3 protein-coding genes are annotated in these 1,654 nt (G+C 64.2%); all 3 read right to left on the bottom strand.

Annotated features, from left to right (window positions below; genetic code table 11):
* On the bottom strand, positions 1-258 hold a 258-nt coding region (locus tag ABD224_RS29135), incomplete at its 3' end, for a hypothetical protein (RefSeq protein WP_344055306.1).
* A 97-nt stretch (positions 259-355) separates the two neighbouring features.
* A complete protein-coding gene (locus ABD224_RS29130) occupies positions 356-1,219 on the bottom strand; it encodes a hypothetical protein (RefSeq protein ID WP_344055304.1) in 864 nt (287 codons plus the stop codon).
* Positions 1,216-1,654: hypothetical protein (locus ABD224_RS29125; protein WP_344055300.1), on the bottom strand; the 439-nt coding region annotated here is incomplete at its 5' end. The genes ABD224_RS29125 and ABD224_RS29130, both read right to left, overlap by 4 nt.

The raw sequence follows: 1,654 nt of genomic DNA, 5'->3' as shown, positions 1-1,654 counted from the left end.
GAGGCCGGGATCGTCACCGAGCGGCCGGGAGTCGACGACCTCGAGATGGGCCTCGATGCTCTCCTCGAAGACCCATGTCTCGGCTTGCTCCCGGCTCTCGAAGCCGGAAGCCTCCGGCGTCTCCGTGGCGTGGTTGTAGACGTAGATCCCGCTCTCGGTCGGGTTGTCGGTCTCGATCCCGACGAACGTATCTGTCTGGCTGTCCTCCTCGGTCGTGGGGACGTCGGTATCGACGTCCTCGGAGTCTCTCTCTGTCATAGTCGATCGGTTGGGTTGGGGAACCGCACCCCAGGAGTCCCGAACGGAGTCGAACCGTCCTCGAGGCTACCCGCGGGACTCGGTCATGGTTACGTCCTCAGTCGTCGATCTCGCTCTCGACGTACTCGATCGTCTCTCCCGTCGCTCCGTTGCGGATCTCGGCTCCCTCGGGAAGGGCGTCGGGATCCGGGTGGTCTCCGGCCTCGAGTGCTCCCTCGATGAGATGCTCTCCGGATAGCTGACCGAGGTTGAGCGCGTCGGAGATCGTCGCGTCGGCCGGCTCGACCATGTGCTCGAGCAGGAGCCACACGGCACCCTCACAGACCGAGAACCGCTTGGCGACGGCCTCGACGACGGCACTCGACTGGTAGCCGTGCTCCCGGCCGGCGACGGCCTCGACGACGGAAATCACGTCGTCGATGTGCTGTTTGAGCGTGTAGAGGTCTCGGCCGACGTGGAACCACCATTCGACCTCGTCGGTCTTGATCTCGGATTCGACCGTGTGAGCGTGCTCTCTCGCCCAGTAGCCCATCCGATACCACTCGAGCCACCGATCGATCTTGTCGTTCATCTCGAGGATCTTCTCCGGGTCATCTTCCCAGAGTTCGTAGTCCTCTCGGTAGCCTTCCGCGAGTTCCTCCATGCCTCGAATTTCGTATCCAGCGTCCCCCTCGAGGCGCTTGCGGAAGTATCCGAGACAGCGGTCCTCGAAGCTGATCCGGCGCTCGCGGAGTTCCTGGCGTGCTCGGATCTCCTCCTCTTTCGCTTTCTTCCTGGCGAGTTCGAGGACCGGGTCGGAAACCGCGTCCTCGATCTGCTCCTTGATCTCCTCTCCGTCGACGGCCTCACGGAGGAGATCGTCGATCACTCGGGACCGCGAAAGCGAATACTCCTCACAGAACTCGTCAATCACTGCGACGAGATCCGCGGATAGAGAGGCCGAAACTCGTCTTTTGCTCATTCAAGGCTCACCTCCCCGACCGGATCACCGTTAGCATACAGGAGGGCTCGACGTCCATCCGGAGCCGGTTTCGTCGACAGAGAGTCGGCGAACTCCTGCGGGCTCGCGTAGCGACTCACACCGTGCTCCTCGGCGGCCTCGGGGCCGGTCCTCGAGGTCCCTCCCACGACAGCGGCCGGCTCGCCGTCCGGTCCCTTGATGAGCGAAACCGTCGTGCTCGAGTCCTCCGGAGTGACGTCGTCGGCTCCTCCGATCGCCTGCGCCTGCGCTCTCCGGAGTTCGGCGGCGGTCGGGGCTCCGACGTCTCGGGCGACCTCGGAGACGATCTCCTCTTTGCGCGACGTGTTGCCGGTCTCGGCCGACTGGTCATCGAGGATCCCCTCGATCTCCTCGCGGGTCGTGACGCCATCGGAATGCGGCTCCCCCTGCGCGTTG

This window comes from Streptomyces thermoalcalitolerans (assembly GCF_039525155.1).
GTDB classification, from domain to species: Bacteria; Actinomycetota; Actinomycetes; order Streptomycetales; family Streptomycetaceae; genus Streptomyces; species Streptomyces thermovulgaris.
This window is presented reverse-complemented; position numbering and strand designations above follow the sequence as displayed.

What these genes read in the sequence shown, in the direction of transcription:
- ABD224_RS29130 (WP_344055304.1), bottom strand. Translation starts at nt 1,219, where the DNA reads ATGAGCAAAAGACGAGTTTCGGCCTCTCTATCCGCGGATCTCGTCGCA.